Raw genomic sequence first — 17,360 nt, forward strand, 5'->3', positions numbered from 1 at the left:
TTTATAACTCCTTAATTTTGCTCATAATTTCTGTTGGGGATAGAGGGCGACCATTTGCTTTTGCAAGGAGTGCAACCTCTTTTTTCATTGCATGTTCTATTTCTTTGACATATTGTCCTTTGTTGAGCTCTGCAACAAGGATTTTGTCAAACTTTTTGCCTAATTTTGCAAGTTCTTCTGTGGGTGAGGGCCAAAGTGTAATAGGTCTAAATAAACCAACCTTTTTCCCTTCTTCTCTTAGTCTATCGACTGCTTCTTTCGCACTTCTTGAAGTAGAACCATACGCAATCAATAGAATCTCGGCATCTTCTAGCTTATATTCCTCATAGGTTACGATTTCTTGCTTTTTGCTTAAGATTTTGTTGAAAAGCCTGTCAATAAGCTTTTGAGAAAGCACAGCATCTTCTGTCGGGAAGCCTGTTGGTCCATGATGAAGCCCTGTAATATGGTAGCGATAGCCTTGAAAGAAAGGATTAAGAATTGCAGGTTCATCTTGTGGTACATCATAAGGTTTGTAGGAATTTTTATCCCCTTCAAATTTGCGACGATTCACGATTTTGCTTTGCATTTCGTTTAAATCTGGAACAATCGCCTTGCCGTGCATATGTCCCAAAGTTTCGTCCAAAAGCAAGAAAACAGGTGTCATAAATTTTTCTGCTAAATTAAATGCTCGGAAAGTTTCTGTGTAAGCTTCTTCTAAGCTTCCTGGACATAAAGCAATAGACTGATAATCTCCGTGTGTTGGGTGAGCTGCTTGTGCGACATCGCCCTGCGCAACGCGTGTTGGAAGTCCTGTTGAGGGTCCTCCGCGCATAACATTGACAATTACAAGAGGCACTTCCGCCATAAAGCTAAGTCCGATTTGTTCAGCTTTTAGCGAGATTCCTGGTCCTGAAGTCGCTGTCATAGATTTGACGCCACTCATAGAAGCACCAAGTGCGACAGAGATTCCGGCAATCTCATCTTCCATTTGTATGAAACTTCCATTTTCTCTTGGAAGCAAAACACTCATTTCATGGGCTACTTCACTAGAGGGTGTAATGGGGTAACCTCCAAAAAACTTACAGCCTGCATCTATTGCTGCGTGTGCGACAAGTTCATTTCCGCTTGAAATTAATTCTCTACTCACTTCTTACTCCTTTATACAGCCATATAGCCATTTGCTTTGATGGCTTCGGCTCTTTGTTTTGCTTCTTCGGTCAATTTTGCAAACTTAAACTCTTTTCTGTCTGCAACAGAGATTGCAAAATCAGGACAATGCAATTCACAATCTTGACAGCCAATGCAACTTTCTGGGTGAAGCACTTCTACCATTTTGCCCAAAACTCTATGTTCGTCCAATCGCATTGCAAGAGTGCCTGTTGGGCAAACAGATACACATAAATCACATGCTTTGCAGCGTTTTTCATTAACCCAAACGGGTGTATTATCTGGGGCTTTTAATAATCCCATTTTTAACTCCTTAAACTTTTAAATTTTAAACCTATTTCCCGTAATGCCGCAATTTGTAAAATATTTTTTAGTATATTTGCCTCCTTGAAATAGATTAAAAGTAATCTTTTTTTAGCGCATCAATTAGGCTTTTAACCGAATTAATGGAGCGTTCAAATTGCGCTGTTTCTTCTGCGTTGAGTTGCAATTCTACAATGCGTTCAATTCCGTGGATTCCAAGTTCTACCGGAACGCCGCCTACAACATCGTTATAACCATATTCACCCTGCAATAATACAGAACAAGGCAGAATCTTGTGGCTATCACTCATAATCGCCCTTACCATTTCTGCTGCTGCTCTTGCAGGTGCAAAGTAAGCCGAACCTTTTTTGAGACAGCTTACAATTTCAGCTCCTGCGTTGCGTGTGCGCTGCACAATCTCTGCTATTTCGTCTTGGCTTAAGAGTTCTGAAAGTGGCACACCATTGACCATAGAAAAACGCGCTAAAGGCACCATATCATCGCCATGCCCACCCATTACAGGAGCAATGATTTGACCGGGTGCGCATTGTAGTTTTTCGTAAATAAAGCTCACCATTCTTGCGCTATCTAATACACCTGCCATACCTAAAATTTGTTTTGGGTTGAAATTGGTTTCCCTCAAGGCGGTATAAACCATTGCGTCTAAAGGATTGGTAATCAAGATAACAATAGCTTCTGGAGAGTTTTCTTTGATATTTTTGGCAACCTCGCTAATGACTTTTGCGTTTGCAAAAAGCAAGTCGTTGCGACTCATACCCGGCAAACGCGGAGAACCTGCGGCAATCACAATCACATCACAACCTTTTAAGTCTTTTGGAGATGCGATTACACCGAGCTTGGTAAATTTCGTGCCTACACAGGAAGCTTGAAACATATCCAGCAACATTCCTCTTGCACGGTCCTTATCTTTGTCTTGCAAAACAATCTCATAGGGTGTTGTTGCCGAGAGAATGTAGGCGAGTGTAGAACCCACATTACCTGCACCAATGATTCCAACCTTTTTAACTCTTTCCATAGCTTTATCCTTAAAATGAGCTTTAGAATAACTTTAAGAATTATCATAAAAGATAATTTCAAAAAGCAAACTTTTATTTAACTTTTTGCTCAACTTATTCAAAGGTATTTTCAAGTATTTTTTCTTAAATTAATCTTATATTTTGAGTTTTTTTCACGCTTTTTCTTATTTTGAAAAATTCTTTAAATGTTCATCGTAATTTTTTGCAAAAGAATGCACACCATTTTTGTTTCTCACGAAGTAGAGATAATCAACATTGGCAGGAAAGATTGCCGCTTGGATTGCCTTAAAGCTAACACTCCCAACAGGTGCTTTAGGGATTCCATCATAACGATAAGTGTTGTAACTAGTTGTATCATTTCGTATCATTTCTGGGGTAACTTTGGTATGAGAATATTTGCCATAGTTTAGTGAGCCGTCCATTTGCAAACGCATTTTTTTCTCTAAGCGATTCCGAATCACAGCAGAAACTAGTGGCATTTCTTCTTCGTTTGCGGATTCTTTTTGAATAATAGAAGCGATGATAATATATCTAAACCATTGATTTTGGTCGTATTGTCCTAGAAATTTTATCGCCCATTTTTCGTGTTCTTTTAAAGAAGTATTGACAAGATAATACATCAAATGCACTTCGCTAATGCCTTTGGGAACTTTGTAAGTGTTTGCTAGAATCACTCCTTCAATCATCGGGGCATATTTCTCATAAGCTAAGTGGAGGGCATTTTCGTTTAAGTTTAGTTGTTGGCTAATGTTTTTGATAAAAAAATACAAAGTTTCTCCCGGGATTAGCGTAATCTCTTCTAGCGCGGCTTTGGCGTTGGCAAGTGCGTAGAGGAAATCCCCCTTGCTAAGGCGCGTATGTCCGATATTTAGCCAACCGCTTTGAGGGTATCCAAAAAATCTAATGATTTGTTTGTCAATCTCTAAAAGGTCAAAGTTATTTTTCTTTAAGTATGCTATAATTTCACCCGTTCCGCCTTTTGGGATATAAACTACTTGGCTTGAATGAATTGGAATTTGTAAATAAAAGCACAAAATGATAAGTAAAATGAAAAAACCATCTACTAGAATATTCAAAATCGTCTTATTTTCTGTTTTTTTTCTTGGGATATTCATTGCTCTTTATGCCTTTTTATATTATGGAATTAAAATTGAGCGATTCGGACTAGTCGGCGCACAAATTCAGGGATTTTATCTAAGATTAGATAAAAAACTGATTTTAGAGATAGAATCTTTAAATTTAAATGCAATAGAATCTACGCAAAAAGCCGATGATTTTGATATTAATGAGCAAATTTTTTATGCTAAAAATATTCATTTTATCCTGCAATATTTTCAAAAAATTGACATTCAACGCATTGATTTTCAAGGTTATCAAGCTAATCTTTTTTATAATGGAGAGAATTTCACACTCAATTTACCTGAAATCTATGCCAAAATCAATCTTAAAGAAGACGCTTCTAGGGTGCTTATTTCTATTCAAGATTTGTATCTTAAAAACTATGGAATCTATTATCAAGGAAGCGGAGAATATGATTTGCGCCGCCAAAATGTGCAGATAGATGGTTCTTTAAGCTTTGTAAATCGCAAGAGTTATTATTCGTATTTGCAGCTCAATCTCTCTGTGCAAAGCAACCTCAAAACGCTTGTTTTAAGGGGCTCTAGTAATACTTTTGTGGATATTCATTTTTTAAAAGATTTGTTGCCAAAATTTGAAAACCAACTCGTAGAAGAATGGATTTTTGATAATTATAGTGTGGAATCCGCGCGGGTTAATGAGTTTGGAATCACGATTCCGCTAAAAAGCAAGAATCTCTTAAAGGATTCCATAGATTCCCTCTATGTCTTAGGAGAAGCGCACAATGCCGAAGTGATTTTTCACCCTAAACTTCCTCCAGCCCACGCGGAATTTGTAAAGTTGGTTTTCCAAAATAATACTTTGGAATTTTATCCTCTCAATCCAACTTACCAAAATCGCAATGCAAATGGCACACAAGTGGCGATTAAAGAGATTGTTAGCGAAAATCCTATTTTGCAAGTTAATCTAAAAGCCAACACTGCGCTAGATTCCACGATTTTAAAGGTTTTAGAAGCTTATGAGATTCCTTTGCCTCTAAGTGCGCCACAAGCAAAAATCGCGGCAGATTTGCATATTGGTGTGAATTTAGAGACTTTGGAAGTAAGCACAAAAGGAATCTTTAAAGCAAAAGATATTGAAGTGTTGCTTAGTGATGTACCACTCATTTCAGATTCTTTGGGTGTGGTGCTAGAGAATGATAGGGTCAAGGTAGAATCCAAAAACACGCGTTACTTGGATTTGTTGCGATGCGATTCTAGTTTTGTGATTGATTTGCCTACGAAATCCATTAGCGGGGATTTGTTGGTTGCTTCGCTTTTGCTCTCTAAAGACGCGCCTGAAGTTTTGCAAATAGCCAACCAATCATTGCCTTTTAATGTGGATTTTACCAATAATGACAAGATTCTTTTCGCGCTTCCGACCTTTGATTTTAATGCGCTTTTGGGTAGTGATTATCGTTTTAATCTTGAAAATTTAACGGCAATCTTGCCATTTTCTAAAATCTTGCAAGAATATAAAGTCCAAAGTGGCAAAATGCAGGTTGCTACACGAGATTTTGAAGATTATCATGCGGAGATTTCTTTGCAAACAGGGCAGGAGATTCTACTGAATAAGCAAGATGACCAACCTCTAAAAGAAGCAGAATTAACCTTTGATTATAATTCACAAGGTTTTACTTTAGGATTTAACGATAAATCCTTTATTTTACGCAGTGAAGGGGAAGTTAAAAAAGCTTTTTTAAACAATCTTAACCTAAGTTTAGATTTGGATCAATTCACTAAGGGTAATGCAGAAAATAAAGATACGCTTTTGGTAGAAGGGAAAGATTCTAATTTATGGATTAAAGGACGCAAGGTTTTGGCGGATTCGTTTAATATTACTTTGGTTAATGGAGAGATTAAAGCAAGTCTAAAGCATAAAAATGGACAGGCAGACTTCTATCAACGAGGCGATTCTATGACTTTGGACGCAAGGGAATTTGGCGATGAATTTGTCAATACGATAATCCAAAAACAAGGTGTGCAAAACGGACGCTTTTTTATTAATGCTAATACAAATGACAAGGGTGTGCTGGTGGGTAAAATCTCGCTTTTGAATACTTCTTTAAATCAACTTAATATTTTGCAAAATGTTATGGCGTTTATTGATACGATTCCATCACTATTAAGCTTGAAGACGCCGGGATTTAATCAGCAAGGTTATTATGTCAATGAAGGCGTGGTAGAGTTTGGGCTAAATGATGAATTTTTGGCGATTGAATCACTGGATTTGAAAGGCTCATCAATAGATATTAAGGGGCGTGGAATCGTGCAAATAGAATCCCAAGCAATTGATTTTAATGCCGAGTTAATTACAGCAAAGTCGTTAAGTGGGATTATCAATAAGATTCCGCTTGTTAATTATATCGTGTTGGGCAAAAATGGCACGATTTCGACCGCTTTTAAAGTGGGAGGGACTTTGGAGAATCCGCAGGTTCAAACACAGGCGGTGCAGGATTTTTTACTCTCTCCTTTTAATGTCCTTAAACGCGTGGTTACTTCACCGATTGAAATTTTTAATTAAGGATAAAAATGCCAACAAAGAAAATTCATCAAGAATCTCATAAAACCAAAGAATCTCGCAAAGATTCTAAAGTCAAAAAGGCTACTAAAGCGGAAACTTCGCAGATTAAAGCGTTGTTTTTAGAACATTATAAAAATGCAAAAACAGAGTTAAAATACCGCAATGATTTTGAACTTCTCATTGCAGTAATGCTTTCTGCACAATGCACGGATAAACGCGTCAATCTCATCACTCCCGCACTCTTTGAAAAATATCCTACGCCACAAGATTTACAAGATGCTTCGCTAGAGGAGATTAAAGAATGTATCAAGACTTGTAGTTTTTTCAACAACAAAGCAAAGAATCTCCAAGCTATGGCAAAGGAGGTTTGCGAAAAATTTGGCGGAGAGATTCCATTAGATCGTGAGGTGCTAAAAACTTTGCCCGGAGTAGGGCAAAAAACAGCGAATGTCGTGCTAATAGAATCTCAAGCAGCAAATTTTATCGCCGTAGATACACATGTTTTTCGCGTTTCTCATCGTTTGGGTTTAAGCTATGCGACTACGCCTATCGCCACAGAAGAGGATTTGACGCGTGTTTTCAAAGATAATCTTGCGACACTTCATCAAGCAATGGTGTTGTTTGGGAGGTATGTTTGTAAGGCAGTCAATCCAAATTGTGCTGAATGCTTTTTAGAACCCCTTTGTAAAAGCAAAACCACTTATCGTTGTTAGGTTCTTTGGCGAATCAGCTATTCTTCTGTATTTTGCGGTGTTTCAATGGATTCTAAATATTTATAAATCGCTTCAATTTCATTAGCGGTTAGATAGTATTTTGGCATAATCTTCTTGCCTTTTTGCAATGCGTTTTCAAAATGCTTAAGGCTTAAGTTGTTAATGCGCGGTCCTTGCAAACTTAGATCTTTGCGCTTGTGTGTGTAGTTTGCAATCTGCTGTCCCTCCCCAAAGCGTCCATGGCATTCTACACAACCGATTCCGCGCGGGTTAGTATAAAGCATTTTGCCATACTCTAAAGTCGTAATAAAGCTTTCTTCTGCGCCAATAATGAATCCAAAAATACCCATAATCACCAAAAAAGTTTTAAATACTTTTTGCACTTGCATTTCCTTAAACTTTTAAAAAATCTTTTTTGATTATAATAACAAAATTATTTTTTAAAGGGTATTATGAATGCAGATTTTAGATGGAAAAACTCTCGCACAAAAGATTGAAACAGAAATTAAATCTGAAGTTGAAATTTTAAGCAAACAAGGCATTACGCCCGGTTTGGCAGTGATTTTAGTAGGGAGTGATCCTGCCTCACAAAGCTATGTTGGTATGAAAGCCAAAGCATGTAAGCGCACGGGAATCTACTCTATTACGCACGAAATGCCCCAAAACATTGCGCAGGATTCTTTGTTGCAAACCATAGAAATGCTAAATCACAACCCAAATATTGATGGAATCCTAGTGCAACTTCCTTTACCCAAACATATTGATACTACTGCGGTGTTAGAGGCGATTGCGCCCCATAAAGATGTTGATGGATTCCACCCTTTTAATATGGGGCGTATTTTGGCAAATTTAGAAGGATTTATCCCAGCAACTCCTATGGGAGTTTTGACACTTTTGAAACATTATCAAATCCCAATACAAGGGAAAAATGTCGTGATTGTCGGTGCGAGTAATATCGTGGGTAAGCCGCTTGGCGCATTGTTTTTGAACGAAAATGCCACTATTACGCTTTGCCATATTTATACACAAGATTTGATTGAGCATACGAAAAATGCAGATATTTTGTGCGTTGGGGTGGGCAAACCCAATCTTATCACAAAAGAAATGGTTAAAGAAGGCGCGATTGTTGTAGATATTGGAATCTCTAAACTGCCTAATGGGCAGATTGTGGGCGATGTGGATTTTGAAAATGTCGCGCCTTTGTGTGAATTTATTACGCCTGTTCCCGGTGGTGTGGGACCTATGACGATTGCTTCTTTGTTGCAAAACACTTTAAAATCTGCTAAACTCCGTAGTTTCAATCGCTAAAATTAAGGAAAAAGAATGAAAACGATTTTTACAAAACTTTATGAATTTATCAATAGTTGGGTTGGGACGATTCTTATTGTGCTTGGGATTATTTTTTTTGTTGCACAAGCCTTTGTGATTCCAAGCGGAAGTATGCTTAATACAATGTTGATTGGCGATAATTTGTTTGTCAAAAAATATGCGTATGGAATCCCAACGCCTACGATTCCGTGGATTGAGCTTAAAATTTTACCTGATTTTAATGACAATGGGCATTTGTTTGAGGGTGAGCGTCCTAAGCGCGGGGATATTGTGATTTTTCGCTATCCAGAATCGCCTAAAATTCACTATGTCAAACGCAATGTCGCAGTAGGCGGAGATGAGGTGCTTTATACGCAAAAAGGGCTTTGGGTGTATTTTGGTAGCGATTCTGCTTATCAAGGAAAATCCACAGAATCCTTAGAGTTTAGAGGCAAGACTTTTTATTATGATCCTTATTTTGCTACACACCCGGGAGTGCAGTATGCAGAGGAATTTCCCGATGCTTTTAATCAGTTGATGATTCTATCTTATCAAGGCGAGTCTTTGGGTATGGAGCGCATAAGTTTGCCAAATGGTGAGTTGGGATTCTATACAAAAGTCGCAGAAGATGAGTTTTTTATGATGGGGGATAATCGTAACAATTCTAATGATTCGCGTTTTTGGGGTGCGGTAAGTTATAAATATGTGATTGGCAAACCTTGGTTTGTGTATTTTAGTTGGGACGATGATTTTAAGATTCGTTGGGAGCGCATTGGCAAAAGCATAGAATCACTAGAAGAGCAAATGCGCAAACAATCCCAAAGCGAAATGGCGCAATGAAGCAAGATTTGCAAATGCGAATATACAGAAGATTAGGGTTTGAATCCAAAGGGAGATTTTATGCTTGATTTGCCATTTGCTTTTAAGCTACCAATCCTCATTGTCGCTTTGCTCATTTCTATTATTGGACACGAAATTATGCACGGATTTGTGGCATTGAAATTTGGCGATACGACTGCAAAAGATGCGGGGAGGTTGAGCGTAAATCCGCTTTTGCATATTGATTTGGTAGGTTCAATTCTTGTGCCGGGATTATTATTTGCTTTGAATGCGCCTTTTTTGTTTGGTTGGGCGAAACCTGTGCCTGTGCAAATGCTGAAAGTCTTAAATGGTGGAGGGTATTTTGGGGCTTTTGCTGTTTCTGTCGCTGGTGTGGCTTATAACTTCGCTCTCGCAATCCTTTCTGCAATGCTAATTTATGCTTTTAATGGCGGAATTTTTAGTGGATTCTTTGAATATTTCCCTAATCCTAATTTTATCGCCTTGCTTGTGGTTTATTTTTTCTTGCAATTATTGATTTATAATGTGGTGTTGGGTGTTTTTAACTTGATTCCGATTCCACCATTAGATGGTTCTAATGCGCTAAGTTATTTGGGATTGATGTTTGGGAGTAGCTTTTTTGTAAGATTGTTTGATAGAGTGCCACCAATAGCGGGTATGATTGTGTTAATGGTGATTTTAGGCACTCCTTTGTCTTATTTGATTTTTGCACCTGTGCAATATATTATTAATTTACTATTATAGGAGGTTTGATGAAATTTTTTATCGCGAGTGATCACGCAGGATTTGAGTTAAAATCGCGTGTGATAGAAATGCTACACCAAATGGGTCATGAAGTAGAAGATTTGGGACCACAAGATTCTAATCGTGTAGATTACCCTGATTTTGCGAATCTTTTGTGTGAAAATGTCTTAAAAAATGACAAAAATTTCGGAATTTTGATTTGTGGAAGCGGAATTGGAATGAGTATTGCTGCTAATCGCCACAAAGGCATTCGTGCTGCACTCTGCCATGAGCCTTATAGTGCTGCATTAAGCCGCGCCCATAACGACGCTAATGTCTTGTGTTTGGGAGCTAGAGTTGTAGGCGATGGGTTGGTAGAGTGGATTTTAAAAAGTTTTTGCGATGGAGTGTTTGAGGGAGGGCGGCATTCTGCTCGTGTGGAAAAATTATGATTTTTTAAGGAAAGCAAAATGATGGCACAATTTACGCAATGGTTGTTTCTAACCGCATTTATTTTATTTGTTTTGTTTATGGTAGTAAAAACATTTTTTTATAAAAGTGTCGCACAAAAAGAAGAAAAAAATAGTGCTGTGATGAAGCTCACCTTGCAAGAAGCCGAAATTTTAATCCGCAAACACCAATTACAACTCCAAAGAGCTTTGGGTAATATTGATATTCTAACCGATGAGATTACTGCGTTGCGTAATGAAGTCAAAGCACTGAAACAACGCAATTCGCAATATCGCGTAGAGGGCGAAAAATATAAAAGTAAGATTAAGGATTTAGAACAAAAAATAGAAGCCTTGTTGTAGAATCTCTTGGGCATATCATTAGGCGTAAGGATTCCGCGCCTCATATTTGTTGCTTTTCGTCTTTGCACAGTGAAGCCAAAGCAATCTTGTGCTATGAAATTTGGAATCTTTGCGGGGTTCTAAATTAAGCTTTGATTGTAAGATTGTAAGATTGTAAGATTGTAAGATTGTAAGATTGAGGGGGCTAGGATTCTTTTGATGACGCTTAAAAAGCTCTTTTATCAAATCTTAAATCTCCTTATAAGCTCCCACGCGCTTTAAACGCCAAATTGTTTTAAGGCGCGTTCCATATCTTCTTTGGTGTCAATCCCAAAAGATTGTGATTGCACTTTTGCAATCACAATAGTTTTGGCGTTTTCTAGGGCGCGTAATTGTTCTAGCTTTTCTAGTGATTCCAAAGTGGATTTTGGTAGTTTGCAAAACTCCTGCAAACTCGCCCCGCTAAAGGCATAAATCCCCAAATGCCCTAAATATCGCGCGTCGTTAGAATCTATGGTATTTTCTCTATCATAAGGAATCAAGGAGCGTGAAAAGTAAATTGCCTCGTTTTTGGCATTTAACACGACTTTTACTAGATTTGGGTCTTTGGCTTCTTCTTTGGTGATAGCTTTCGCGCAACTCCCCATAAAAGGAATAACACCGCGAATTTTTGCCTCATTTTCCATTAAGTGTTTTAGACGCAAAATCACTTCTTGTTCTAAAAACGGCTCATCACCTTGTAAGTTGATGATGATTTCTTCTTTGGAGAGGTTTAGAATTCTCGCGCATTCTGCGATTCTATCTGTCCCGCTTTCGTGTGTGTTGCTTGTGAGGATTGCGCGCACTCCATAGCGTGTACAAACTTCCGCGATAATGGGTTCATCACACGCTACGACAACATCATCAATGCTTTTGGCTAATTCTGCAGTGCGCACAACCATCGGGATTCCGCGAATCTGCGCTAAAACTTTATTGGGGAAACGCGAAGATTTCAATCTTGCAGGGATAATAATCATCAAAACTCCTTTTTAAATTTGCTTGGCTTAAGGCTGAATTATAGCATAGAAAAGAAAATGCTTTTTAAGATTTAAGTCAGATGAGCAAACAAGCCAAAGCGTCCGCATTGTGGGTTTGCACGATAAGAAAAGTAACCCTCACCACAGCAAGTGCAATGCGGAGAAAAGGCATAATGGGTGATTTTTGCTTCTTGGAATTGTGCAAGAATCACTGCGGTTAAATCCAAATAAATTTTGCCTTCGCGCGAGATTCTGCCACATTCTAAGGTATTCCCGCTAGGAGATGCGAAAATTTCTTCTCCTACTTCATAACAACACGCGCGAATGGAAGGTCCCACATAAGCAAACAAATCAGCAGATTTAGTGTGGAATCGCACTTGCATTTGCGCTAACGCATTGGGGATTATGCCTTTTTGCAAGCCAACTCTTCCGCCATGAAGCAATGCAAAAACTTGATGTTTGCTATCAAAAAGCAAGATTGGATTGCAATCTGCTACCATAATTAGCCCGATTAAGTGTTTTTGTGTGATTAAGATTCCATCGCCATCGCCTAGTAATCCTCCGCTTTTTGCCTCTAAAATCTCCTTGCCATGCACTTGGTTAAGATATGCAAGAGAAGAAAGCCCAAAAGGCGCGATACAAAGGGAGCGGTTGTGTTCTACGCATTCTTTGCTATCTCCCCCGGCGTGAAAGGCGATATTTAAAGGGGTGCGACTTAAAAAAGCGCGGATTCCTTGCGGGGTTGGAATCTCTAATATGGGTGCGTTTTGGCTAGGATTCATCAAATGGAATCTTTAGAGGCTTTTTTCGTATTCTTCGTAATTTTGCATAATCTGCCAAACGCCTTTAGAAATATCCAAAAGCGGGTCTGGAGAAAGATGGATTTGCATATTAAGCTCTTTGGATAAGAAATCTTGGATTCCCGGAATTAGTGCCAAGCCTCCCGTGAGTGTCGCACCATCTTCAATCAAATCCGGTGCAATTTGTGGTGGGGCATTGTGGATTGCTTCAATAATAACGCTTTTGATTTTATAAATACTATTTAAAATCACTCCCTTAAATTCTTCTAAATTTAACTCGCATTCTATGGGCATACCATTAGCAAGGTTTTTTGCCCCGATATAAATTGTCGGATTCTTGTCAAAGACATTGATTTTGCGTTTGAGAGTTTCTGCCATTTCCTTACTGATTCCGATATTTTTATTGTGGCGACAATACTCCACTAAGGCATAATCCATAAAATCTCCCGCTTCTTTGGTGAAAGCACTTGTGATGAGTCCATTGAGAGAAATAATGCTCACTTCTACTAATCCACCCCCCGCATCAATAATCATCTTCGCGCGTGCGGTGCTGATGTCTAATCCCGCACCTACACTTGCGCTAAAGGGGTCTTCTATCAGCAAGACTTCTTTCGCTCCTGCGAGCATTGTCGCTTCATAGAGGGAATGCCGCTCTACTTGCGTGAGATTCTGCGGGATACTAATGCCCACTCTTGGGGCTAATGAACCTGCTTTGCCTTTTTGTAGAATCGCATTCATAAAGATTTTGGTGGTTTCAAAATCACTAATTGCGCCATTTAAAAGCGGGTTGATGACTTCTATTTCGTTGGGTGTGCGTCCTACCATTTTCTTAGCGCAATCCCCAATAGCAAGAATGCGGCGCGAGTTGAATCGGTTTTCAAGCGCAATGCAAGTCGCTTCACAAAACAATGCTTCTTCTAAGTTGTTGCGCACGATGGTATTTACCGTGCCTAAATCAATCGCAATGTCGTTTCGTTCAAAAATTCCCATTTAAGATTCCAATTACATAATAAGCTTTTTGTAGATTATACATTATTAAACAATAATTTTACGCATACTTTTTGTTATAATGCGCGAAAATTTAAAAATTTTATCAAGGTTTGCAATGGTATTAGTTCTTTGTTATGCTTTATTTTTTAGTTTTCCTAAACTCATCTTGTCGCTTTTGCAGTTGAATTTTCTCAAAAACGAACGCACCAAAACTCCCTATATTTTGGAATCTGATGCGTTTATCAAAGCCGCAGATTATGCAATCATGCGCGAAAAAATCGCAGTTTATGGTAGCCTTATGGATTTAGTGTTGGTGGGTTTTTGGATTTGCTTTGGGCTTTCTGCTTTAGATTCTGCATTGGAGCTTGTTTTGGATTCTGCTCCTCTTGTTAAATCCGTTATTTTTGTGCTTTGTTTTCTTGGGGTTGGAAGTTTGGCAAATTTGCCTTTGGAAGCGTATCAAACTTTGGTGGTTGATAAACAATTTGGCTTTGCAAAAGGTGGGGTGAAACTCTTTGTTTTGGATACTTTAAAGTCTTTTGCTTTGCTTATTGTTGTGGGTGGAATCGTGATTTTTGCCTTTAGTTGGATTATCTTAAAAGTGCAGTTTTGGGAACTCTATGTGTTTTTGTTTGGAGTGATTTTGATTGTTTTGGTGAATTTCTTGTATCCTTTGTTGATTGCGCCGATGTTTAACAAATTTACTCCGCTTGAAAATTCGGAGCTAAAAGGTGAAATTGATAAGCTTTTAGAGCGCGTGGGATTCCAAAGTAAAGGCGTGTTTGTGATGGACGCTTCCAAGCGTGATGGGAGATTGAATGCGTATTTTGCCGGGCTTGGGAAAGCAAAGCGCGTGATTTTGTTTGACACTCTGCTAGAGAAGATTCCTAATGCTTCCATTCTTGCGGTTTTAGGACACGAATTGGGGCATTTTAAACATTATGATGTTTATAAAATGATGGCTTTGGTGCTTGGATTTTTTGGTGTATTGCTTTTGTTGGTCGCAAATTTGCCAGAATCTTTGTTTGCAATGGCGAATCTAGCGGTGAGTGTGCATACACTTCTTGTATTTTTGCTACTCTTAAGTGCGCCAATTGGATTTTATTTTATGTTATTGGTGAATTGGCGGAGTTGCCAAAACGAGTTTGGAGCGGATAGATTTGGTGCGAATTTGACAAGCGCACAATCCCTCGCTAAAGCCTTGTTAGTGTTAGTTAAAGAAAATAATTCTTTCCCACTTGCTCACCCTTTATATATGCGATTTTTTTATAGCCACCCACCTTTAATGGCGCGTTTAAAAGCATTGGGTTGTGAGGATTTGGCACATATTAAAGAAGATTAATGGAATCCAAAATGGAATCGCAAAGCAATTTTGAGGCTTTTAATTCTCTTAACAATTCTCTTTCTTGGAGCGTCAAGGAAGCCTTAGAATATGGCGCGGAGAGTTTAAGAAAAAGCGGGATTATGCGCCCGGTTTTGGAATCTGAAATCCTACTTTCTTTTGTGCTAAAAACAACACGAGTTGCTTTGCATTGCCATTTTGACGAGCGGATAGATTCTTTTTGGTTGGAATCTTTTAAACGACTTATTAAGCGCAGAAGCCTGTATGAACCCATAGAATACTTAACAGAATGCGTGGGGTTTTTTGGTGAGGAGTTATACATTTCGCATGGTGCATTGATTCCGCGTCCTGAAACGGAGATTTTAGTGCAAAAAGCATTGGATTTGATTCTAAGCAAAGATTGTAAGAGAATCGCAGAAATTGGTGTAGGAAGTGGTGCGATTAGCGTATTACTTGCGCATTTGCTCCAAAATACCAAGCGAGAGTTTCACGCGAGTGATATTTCACCAGAAGCACTCTTTAACGCGTATGTTAATAAAGTCAAATTTAAAGCTAATAATCTGACTTTGCACCATAGTTCTTATTTGGATTTTAATCAAAGCTTAAAGATTCCTTTTGATTTACTGCTTTCCAATCCGCCTTATATTCAAAAGGGTGAGATTCTGCCACCTTCTTTGAAATACGAGCCTCAACGCGCTTTGTTTGGTGGCAAAAGAGGCGATGAGATATTGTTGCATATTATTCAGCTTAGTTTTGAATCTAAGATTCCATTTCTTGTTTGTGAAATGGGTTATAATCAACGAGAAAGTGTGGAATCTTATTTACAAACACTACCACATAAAAAGCTGGAATTTTATCAAGATTTAGCAGGTTTGGAGCGGGGATTCTTGATTGAATTTTAGAATCAGCTTAGGTAGATTTGGTGGTGGAATCCCGCATAGATTTTAAGAATTTATTGTAATTTCTAGTGGTTTTTGCGAATTATAATCTTGCTTATGCTAAAATCCGCGCCATTTATACTTAAGTCATAATTAAAACTAAAGGTTGATAAATGCTACGATTCGCACCTTCTCCAACCGGAGATATGCATACAGGAAATTTGCGTGCAGCAGTGTTTAATTATATTTTAGCCAAACAAAGAGGCGAGAAATTTTTGCTCCGCATTGAAGACACGGATATGCAAAGAAACATTGAAGGCAAAGACAAAGATATTATGTTTTTGCTCAATCTTTTTGGAATCACTTGGGATAATCTCGTTTATCAAAGCAATAATTTCCCGCGCCATCGTCAGTTTGCAGAATACCTAATCTCCAAAGGAGACGCGTTTTATTGCTATTGCACTAAGGAATTTTTAGAAAACAAGCGCGAGGAAGCAAAGGCGCGACACGAGGCTTTTCGCTATGAGGATTCGTGGGCGGAATTAGAGAAAGAAAGCAATCCAAAACCCGTTGTGCGGTTGCGTGGTTCTCAAAACGCGATGAAATTTACCGATTGTATTAAGGGAGAGATTGAATTTGCTCCCAATGAAATTGATAGCTTCGTGATTCTCAAAGAAGATGGAATCCCAACTTATAATTTCGCGTGTGCGGTTGATGATATGCTTTATGATGTAGATTTTATTGTGCGCGGTGAAGATCATGTGAGCAATACTCCCAAACAAATGCTAATTCATAAAAATTTGAATTATGACAAAGAAATTAAGTTCGCCCATTTGCCTATTTTGCTTAATGATGAGGGCAAAAAAATGAGCAAACGCGACAATGCTTCTAGTGTGCAATGGCTGTTGGATTCGGGCTTTTTGCCACAAGCAATTGTGAATTATTTGATTTTAATGGGAAATAAAACACCTTGCGAGGTTTTTACTTTGCAAGAGAGTTTAGATTGGTTTGATATTGGCAAGATTGCCAAAGCACCCGCTCGTTTTGATATTGACAAGCTAAAATTTCTCAACAGAGAACATTTCAAACGATTCAATGAGCAAGATTTAGCGGTGCTTTTGGGGTATAAAGATTCTTCTATTGGCGCGTTGGCAAAGATTTATTTGCAAGAAGCTAGCACACTTAATGAAATCCGAGAAAAAGTAGATAGGATTTTTGCCAACAAAGCATTAGTATTAGCGCAGCTATCACTGCAAAATCAAGAGATAGAATCTCAAGAACAAGAGATTTTGGAGTTTAAAGCGGAAATTGAACAATTACAGAAAGTGCTTTTGGAGATGTTAGAAGAAAAAGACTTTACAAGAAGTGATTTTAACGACTTCAAACAACAAGCAATGGAGAGAAGTGCATTCAAAGGCAAAAAGTTCTTTAAACCGCTAAGATTCTTGCTTACAGGTTTCGCTCATGGTCCAGAGCTTAGTGATTTATTCCCGATTTTGCGGCTGTATTTGAAAGATATTCTAAGGAGTTGAAATGGTTTTAAGCACATTTATAGAAGCCCTTGCTCAAATTTTAAGTATGGTGATTAATATTTATATTTGGGTAGTCATTATCGCGGCACTTATTACTTGGGTGCGTCCTGACCCTTATAATCCAATCGTTCAGATTCTATACAAGCTTACAGAGCCTTTGTATAGCAAGGTGCGCAAAGTGATTCCTACTTTGATAGGAGGAGTGGATATTGCGCCGATTCTTGTAATTTTGGCGTTGAAGTTTATTGATTTGTTTGTTGTGAAGCTACTTTTTGGATTGGCGCATAGTTTGTAGAATG

General features: G+C 38.4%; 20 protein-coding genes. 11 read left to right on the top strand and 9 right to left on the bottom strand.

Annotated elements, in window-relative coordinates; translation table 11 throughout:
• Window position 1: 1 nt before the first annotated feature.
• The 4 genes from LS69_RS01710 to mltG form a co-directional block, all read right to left on the bottom strand.
• Window positions 2-1,129: a 2-oxoglutarate synthase subunit alpha gene (locus LS69_RS01710; RefSeq protein ID WP_138121672.1), complete on the bottom strand. Its 1,128-nt coding sequence runs from the start codon at window positions 1,127-1,129 to the stop codon at window positions 2-4.
• Window positions 1,130-1,140: 11 nt separating this feature from the next.
• On the bottom strand, window positions 1,141-1,452 hold the full coding sequence (locus LS69_RS01715) for a 4Fe-4S binding protein (protein ID WP_138121673.1): 312 nt from the start codon (window positions 1,450-1,452) through the stop codon (window positions 1,141-1,143).
• Window positions 1,453-1,546: 94 nt separating this feature from the next.
• Window positions 1,547-2,488, bottom strand: a complete 942-nt coding sequence (locus tag LS69_RS01720; RefSeq protein WP_138121674.1) for a malate dehydrogenase — start codon at window positions 2,486-2,488, stop codon at window positions 1,547-1,549.
• A 165-nt stretch (window positions 2,489-2,653) separates the two neighbouring features.
• The gene (gene mltG / locus LS69_RS01725; RefSeq protein WP_138121675.1) at window positions 2,654-3,604 is read right to left on the bottom strand and encodes an endolytic transglycosylase MltG; all 951 of its coding nucleotides are present in this window, start codon (window positions 3,602-3,604) and stop codon (window positions 2,654-2,656) included.
• Here mltG and LS69_RS01730 point away from each other — a divergent pair.
• Window positions 3,537-6,128 carry an AsmA-like C-terminal domain-containing protein gene (locus LS69_RS01730; RefSeq protein WP_138121676.1) on the top strand — a complete coding sequence of 864 codons (2,592 nt, stop codon included), beginning with the start codon at window positions 3,537-3,539 and terminating at the stop codon, window positions 6,126-6,128. The genes mltG and LS69_RS01730 overlap by 68 nt on opposite strands.
• An 8-nt stretch (window positions 6,129-6,136) precedes the next feature.
• Window positions 6,137-6,841 (top strand): endonuclease III, encoded by a 705-nt coding sequence (gene nth, locus LS69_RS01735; RefSeq protein WP_138121677.1) that lies wholly within the window; start codon window positions 6,137-6,139, stop codon window positions 6,839-6,841.
• Window positions 6,842-6,858: 17 nt separating this feature from the next.
• Here nth and LS69_RS01740 read toward each other — a convergent pair whose 3' ends face one another.
• Window positions 6,859-7,224: a c-type cytochrome gene (locus LS69_RS01740; protein ID WP_342747939.1), complete on the bottom strand. Its 366-nt coding sequence runs from the start codon at window positions 7,222-7,224 to the stop codon at window positions 6,859-6,861.
• 73 nt (window positions 7,225-7,297) lie between these two features.
• Here LS69_RS01740 and folD point away from each other — a divergent pair, with 73 nt between their 5' ends.
• The 5 genes from folD to LS69_RS01765 are packed head-to-tail and all read left to right on the top strand — an operon-like array spanning window position 7,298 to window position 10,524.
• On the top strand, window positions 7,298-8,149 hold the full coding sequence (gene folD, locus LS69_RS01745; protein WP_138121678.1) for a bifunctional methylenetetrahydrofolate dehydrogenase/methenyltetrahydrofolate cyclohydrolase FolD: 852 nt from the start codon (window positions 7,298-7,300) through the stop codon (window positions 8,147-8,149).
• Window positions 8,150-8,164: 15 nt separating this feature from the next.
• Complete coding sequence (lepB, locus tag LS69_RS01750) at window positions 8,165-8,989, top strand: signal peptidase I (RefSeq protein WP_138121679.1); 825 nt, start codon at window positions 8,165-8,167, stop codon at window positions 8,987-8,989.
• 60 nt (window positions 8,990-9,049) lie between these two features.
• The gene (locus LS69_RS01755) at window positions 9,050-9,733 is read left to right on the top strand and encodes a site-2 protease family protein (protein ID WP_138121680.1); all 684 of its coding nucleotides are present in this window, start codon (window positions 9,050-9,052) and stop codon (window positions 9,731-9,733) included.
• 8 nt (window positions 9,734-9,741) lie between these two features.
• Window positions 9,742-10,164, top strand: coding sequence for a ribose 5-phosphate isomerase B (gene rpiB, locus LS69_RS01760; RefSeq protein WP_138121681.1), 423 nt, complete (start codon window positions 9,742-9,744; stop codon window positions 10,162-10,164).
• Between the two features lie 21 nt (window positions 10,165-10,185).
• Window positions 10,186-10,524 carry a hypothetical protein gene (locus LS69_RS01765; RefSeq protein ID WP_138121756.1) on the top strand — a complete coding sequence of 113 codons (339 nt, stop codon included), beginning with the start codon at window positions 10,186-10,188 and terminating at the stop codon, window positions 10,522-10,524.
• 18 nt (window positions 10,525-10,542) lie between these two features.
• On the opposite strand, the gene LS69_RS01770 is transcribed toward LS69_RS01765, so the two are convergent.
• From LS69_RS01770 to LS69_RS01785, 4 genes are all read right to left on the bottom strand, one after another.
• Window positions 10,543-10,749 (bottom strand): hypothetical protein, encoded by a 207-nt coding sequence (locus tag LS69_RS01770; protein ID WP_138121682.1) that lies wholly within the window; start codon window positions 10,747-10,749, stop codon window positions 10,543-10,545.
• 32 nt (window positions 10,750-10,781) lie between these two features.
• The gene (gene kdsB / locus LS69_RS01775; RefSeq protein WP_138121683.1) at window positions 10,782-11,519 is read right to left on the bottom strand and encodes a 3-deoxy-manno-octulosonate cytidylyltransferase; all 738 of its coding nucleotides are present in this window, start codon (window positions 11,517-11,519) and stop codon (window positions 10,782-10,784) included.
• Between the two features lie 71 nt (window positions 11,520-11,590).
• Window positions 11,591-12,301, bottom strand: coding sequence for a polyphenol oxidase family protein (locus LS69_RS01780; protein ID WP_138121684.1), 711 nt, complete (start codon window positions 12,299-12,301; stop codon window positions 11,591-11,593).
• Between the two features lie 12 nt (window positions 12,302-12,313).
• The gene (locus LS69_RS01785; RefSeq protein WP_138121685.1) at window positions 12,314-13,309 is read right to left on the bottom strand and encodes a rod shape-determining protein; all 996 of its coding nucleotides are present in this window, start codon (window positions 13,307-13,309) and stop codon (window positions 12,314-12,316) included.
• Window positions 13,310-13,424: 115 nt separating this feature from the next.
• On the opposite strand from LS69_RS01785, the gene LS69_RS01790 reads away from it, so the two are divergent.
• The 4 genes from LS69_RS01790 (at window position 13,425) to LS69_RS01805 (ending at window position 17,356) form a co-directional block, all read left to right on the top strand.
• The gene (locus tag LS69_RS01790) at window positions 13,425-14,651 is read left to right on the top strand and encodes a M48 family metallopeptidase (RefSeq protein WP_138121686.1); all 1,227 of its coding nucleotides are present in this window, start codon (window positions 13,425-13,427) and stop codon (window positions 14,649-14,651) included.
• Window positions 14,651-15,553 carry a HemK/PrmC family methyltransferase gene (locus LS69_RS01795; RefSeq protein ID WP_238699063.1) on the top strand — a complete coding sequence of 301 codons (903 nt, stop codon included), beginning with the start codon at window positions 14,651-14,653 and terminating at the stop codon, window positions 15,551-15,553. The genes LS69_RS01790 and LS69_RS01795 overlap by 1 nt, the downstream gene beginning before the upstream one ends.
• Before the next feature lie 149 nt (window positions 15,554-15,702).
• Complete coding sequence (gene gltX / locus LS69_RS01800) at window positions 15,703-17,061, top strand: glutamate--tRNA ligase (protein WP_138121687.1); 1,359 nt, start codon at window positions 15,703-15,705, stop codon at window positions 17,059-17,061.
• Window position 17,062: 1 nt separating this feature from the next.
• A complete protein-coding gene (locus LS69_RS01805; protein WP_138121688.1) occupies window positions 17,063-17,356 on the top strand; it encodes a YggT family protein in 294 nt (97 codons plus the stop codon).
• Window positions 17,357-17,360: the final 4 nt, after the last annotated feature.

The sequence above is a fragment of the Helicobacter sp. MIT 05-5294 genome (assembly GCF_000765675.1).
Lineage (GTDB): Bacteria > Campylobacterota > Campylobacteria > Campylobacterales > Helicobacteraceae > Helicobacter_D.

What these genes read in the sequence shown, in the direction of transcription:
- gltX (WP_138121687.1), top strand. Translation starts at nt 15,703, where the DNA reads ATGCTACGATTCGCACCTTCTCCAACCGGAGATATGCATACAGGAAAT.
- nth (WP_138121677.1), top strand. Translation starts at nt 6,137, where the DNA reads ATGCCAACAAAGAAAATTCATCAAGAATCTCATAAAACCAAAGAATCT.
- LS69_RS01755 (WP_138121680.1), top strand. Translation starts at nt 9,050, where the DNA reads ATGCTTGATTTGCCATTTGCTTTTAAGCTACCAATCCTCATTGTCGCT.
- rpiB (WP_138121681.1), top strand. Translation starts at nt 9,742, where the DNA reads ATGAAATTTTTTATCGCGAGTGATCACGCAGGATTTGAGTTAAAATCG.
- folD (WP_138121678.1), top strand. Translation starts at nt 7,298, where the DNA reads ATGCAGATTTTAGATGGAAAAACTCTCGCACAAAAGATTGAAACAGAA.
- LS69_RS01795 (WP_238699063.1), top strand. Translation starts at nt 14,651, where the DNA reads ATGGAATCCAAAATGGAATCGCAAAGCAATTTTGAGGCTTTTAATTCT.
- LS69_RS01720 (WP_138121674.1), bottom strand. Translation starts at nt 2,488, where the DNA reads ATGGAAAGAGTTAAAAAGGTTGGAATCATTGGTGCAGGTAATGTGGGT.
- LS69_RS01765 (WP_138121756.1), top strand. Translation starts at nt 10,186, where the DNA reads ATGGCACAATTTACGCAATGGTTGTTTCTAACCGCATTTATTTTATTT.
- kdsB (WP_138121683.1), bottom strand. Translation starts at nt 11,519, where the DNA reads ATGATTATTATCCCTGCAAGATTGAAATCTTCGCGTTTCCCCAATAAA.
- LS69_RS01780 (WP_138121684.1), bottom strand. Translation starts at nt 12,301, where the DNA reads ATGAATCCTAGCCAAAACGCACCCATATTAGAGATTCCAACCCCGCAA.
- LS69_RS01785 (WP_138121685.1), bottom strand. Translation starts at nt 13,309, where the DNA reads ATGGGAATTTTTGAACGAAACGACATTGCGATTGATTTAGGCACGGTA.
- LS69_RS01805 (WP_138121688.1), top strand. Translation starts at nt 17,063, where the DNA reads ATGGTTTTAAGCACATTTATAGAAGCCCTTGCTCAAATTTTAAGTATG.
- LS69_RS01715 (WP_138121673.1), bottom strand. Translation starts at nt 1,452, where the DNA reads ATGGGATTATTAAAAGCCCCAGATAATACACCCGTTTGGGTTAATGAA.
- lepB (WP_138121679.1), top strand. Translation starts at nt 8,165, where the DNA reads ATGAAAACGATTTTTACAAAACTTTATGAATTTATCAATAGTTGGGTT.
- LS69_RS01730 (WP_138121676.1), top strand. Translation starts at nt 3,537, where the DNA reads ATGAAAAAACCATCTACTAGAATATTCAAAATCGTCTTATTTTCTGTT.
- LS69_RS01790 (WP_138121686.1), top strand. Translation starts at nt 13,425, where the DNA reads ATGGTATTAGTTCTTTGTTATGCTTTATTTTTTAGTTTTCCTAAACTC.
- mltG (WP_138121675.1), bottom strand. Translation starts at nt 3,604, where the DNA reads ATGAATATCCCAAGAAAAAAAACAGAAAATAAGACGATTTTGAATATT.